The 2,852-nt window shown below is 42.5% G+C and carries 1 protein-coding gene and 2 pseudogenes; 2 read left to right on the top strand and 1 reads right to left on the bottom strand.

All coding sequences use genetic code 11. The annotated features are described in order from the left end of the window. Positions 1–302: pseudogene (locus ACR2PX_RS29275) on the top strand (MBL fold metallo-hydrolase); the annotation flags it as partial. A gap of 490 nt (positions 303–792) precedes the next feature. Here the strand turns inward: ACR2PX_RS29275 and ACR2PX_RS29270 are convergent. Next, on the bottom strand, positions 793–2,514 hold the full coding sequence (locus ACR2PX_RS29270; protein ID WP_434002880.1) for a hypothetical protein: 1,722 nt from the start codon (positions 2,512–2,514) through the stop codon (positions 793–795). 211 nt (positions 2,515–2,725) lie between these two features. Between ACR2PX_RS29270 and ACR2PX_RS29265 the strand changes: the two are divergent. After that, positions 2,726–2,852, top strand: a pseudogene (locus tag ACR2PX_RS29265) (IS4 family transposase); the annotation flags it as partial.

Genomic DNA, 2,852 nt, shown 5'->3' with positions numbered 1-2,852 from the left:
TTCCATCGAACTGGACACCGGCTTCTTTGTCCAGTCAGAGCTCCGAAATTGCCAATCTTGCAGGAGGTATTGATGCTCTGGTAAACAGAGGCAATGCGCTGATTCCCAGTAACATCATTCTGGCCAGTCATGTTGCTGACTGGGCCTGGATGGCTGATCCTGATAACAGTAAGGTGCAGCAGTTGGTGATTGACGTTTATCGGGAAAGAATTAAGGATCCTCAGTCTAATGCCCAGGAAATACTGGCCTATCTGGATCAGATGGCTCTCGCCAGAAGCAGGCAGCTGCAAAGAGAAGAGTAAACAGATCCACGAGTTGGCCGGTTCCGGCCAACTCATTTTCGCTTCAAAATGCTATCTTCAAGTCATCCCCTTACGTGATTCAGACAACTTTACTGATTAAGTTTTCGTCGCTGAAAAGCGTTTTTGTTGGATGTGAGGTAGTTATGTCAAACAGAGTACTTTTTTTATTTCTCTTTATTACTCTTCTCTCGGGTTGCAGTTCCAGTCAAGTTGAGGATGAGCGTGGGCAGAACCTTCCGGGCTCCGATCGGGACAGTTATGGGTGTATAGGTTCTGCAGGTTATGCCTGGTGTGAGCATACTCAACAGTGTGAGAGGCCCTGGATATTAGCTGATGAAAAAGGCTTTAAAGATACTGCTGAGGCGTTTGAGAAATACTGCAGTCAATAAAGAGTTCGCAGTTTGATTTCAAAGATCCCTAATGAAAAGCCGCTTGATTAATCCGGCGGCTTTCAGGCTCTGAAGTTTGCTGATGAATGGCGTGGATAGAACTATTTCTGTAAGAGAATACTTCTCCATGCAGCTGGCCAGGGTGGAGGAGACCATGCACTTCCTGTTATATGTTCGTTTAGGTAATTTGACCACCCGCTTTTGGTGGGTTCCATAAGATCTATCCAGCCCATTTCTCTCAAATGGTCATTAAACTTTGATTGTGCATGTTTAAGTACGGTGTTTTCGGGAAATGTATAACCAGTAAAAAAATAATCGTGCAGAGTAAAAACAGGCTTTGAATACCATGAGGCATCCACCATCTCGTTGTAGCCATCAATAATGAAATCCCACTCTTTAGAATGATTAAGAATGACTGCTGTTTCAAACACCCTGATTGCATCTCTTGCTTGTAGTAAGTCATTGTAATCTGCTGACTCAAGTCCTAGTCTTTTGCCCGCAATTTGATACGATTTATCTTGTTGGCTCGTAATGACATGATCAAGCCATTTTGAAAAGTGTCTTGTTATCAGGATGTTTTGAAATGAGTCTGCTGAATGTCCTGATGGGATATCGAAAAAAGTGATCTGTTCGCCGTTGTTCATTTCCAATCCAATACCCGCAAAAGCATCGACATTCGAAATGTTCGCCATATCAATCATTTCCCCCCAGCATGTTCCAATCAAGTGAGGCATTAGTTTTTTGCTCATGCCGGCTCTACTTAACTGTGCCAATTGGATAACATGTGGGTAATGACCATGGAAGAAATTTCCACCCAAAACGGCCTTATCATAGAAACCACGAGTTGAAGCAAAGCTATTAGCGTATTCGTTATCGATAAAACCTACAAAAGTTACAGGAGGTGCTTCGACCAGATCCGTAAGATAATTCTGGTATAAAATAAACTCAGTTTGATTCAGAAAATCTTCATTAGGTAGATCCCACCAACCCGATTTTTGCAAAATATGAACCTCTACTTTGCTGGGACCCGATTCAATTGAGTCTTTGTTATGAACTCTGACTTTTGAAGAAAAAGGTAAAAAACTGGTGGAATTAGCTGCTTGCGATCTCAGAGATGAAGGAAGGCTGTTTTTGACATTGGGACCACGACTTATGGAGGCTGTCTTAGCTCTGAAGCGACCCCGGTTAACTGCTTCAAATTTTATCGCCAGGTTGCCTTTGTAATACTCAGCCCTGTCATTGTGGGTGAGGTTGTAAAGGTGTTGAATGTCTTTGCCGAGGCTCAAAAGCAGAGGCAAATAGGCATTGATATCGCCCACGGCGGTATACCACTCTAAGAGCTGATCTCGACCTACAGTATTAGCTATGCCAGAGCAACGGCTGACAAAATTTTTAGCGCTTAATGAATCGACCAGACTAGAAGCAGGATTATGATCTAAGTGTGCAAAAACTGGGTCAAGGATTTTGTAATACTGAAGCAGCGCTTCAGGCTGCCTCAGACTTAAATAATACTTCTGAGCATTCTGCCCATCAGGCTCCTGAAATACTTGATAAGAAGTAATATCAAGATTTCTATAGCAATCATCATTAGCCATACAGCCATTACTGATTAAATCATGGAGGGACTGTTTTAACTGTTCATACTCAAGTGGATCCAGTGCCACCACTGTGGCTTCACTCTCAAGCATTACTCCGTCTTTGATGGGGCCAATTCGGACACTGAAGTCATCTGTTGAAGAGGCTACTGCGGTATGGGTTCCAATTAATAAATAACTAATACTTAAGAGTAAATATTTGAGAGAACTGTAAATTTTGTCTTTCATTATAATATTCCGGAATCAGAAGGTTGGGTATTGAGATCCTTTCGTGATTAACTTCAGGTACACAATTCCTTATGGTAAGACGTGTTAGATGATGAATTTTTGAATTGGTTCCCTAGAGGGATATAGTTTTTGATGGTGCTATTGGATGACTCGTTTGAAAATGCAGTAACCATAAAAAAGCCGCCCAATTGCTCGGGTGGCTATAAATTATCTTTACAGGGTGGCGGAAGAGTTCCAGGCTCGCGCTCAGACTGAATCCAGCTATCGACGTATCAAACGATTCTTTGCTGATTACACATTCTGCTACGAGCAGCTGGGGAAGTTGATTCTCCATTGGC

The organism is Endozoicomonas sp. (genome assembly GCF_051008435.1).
Taxonomy (GTDB): Bacteria; Pseudomonadota; Gammaproteobacteria; order Pseudomonadales; family Endozoicomonadaceae; genus Endozoicomonas_A.
Note: the sequence above shows the minus strand (reverse complement) of the source record. Positions and strands in the feature narration are given on the sequence as shown.

Coding starts and splice junctions, on each gene's coding strand:
- ACR2PX_RS29270 (WP_434002880.1), bottom strand. CDS start 2,514: ATGAAAGACAAAATTTACAGTTCTCTCAAATATTTACTCTTAAGTATT.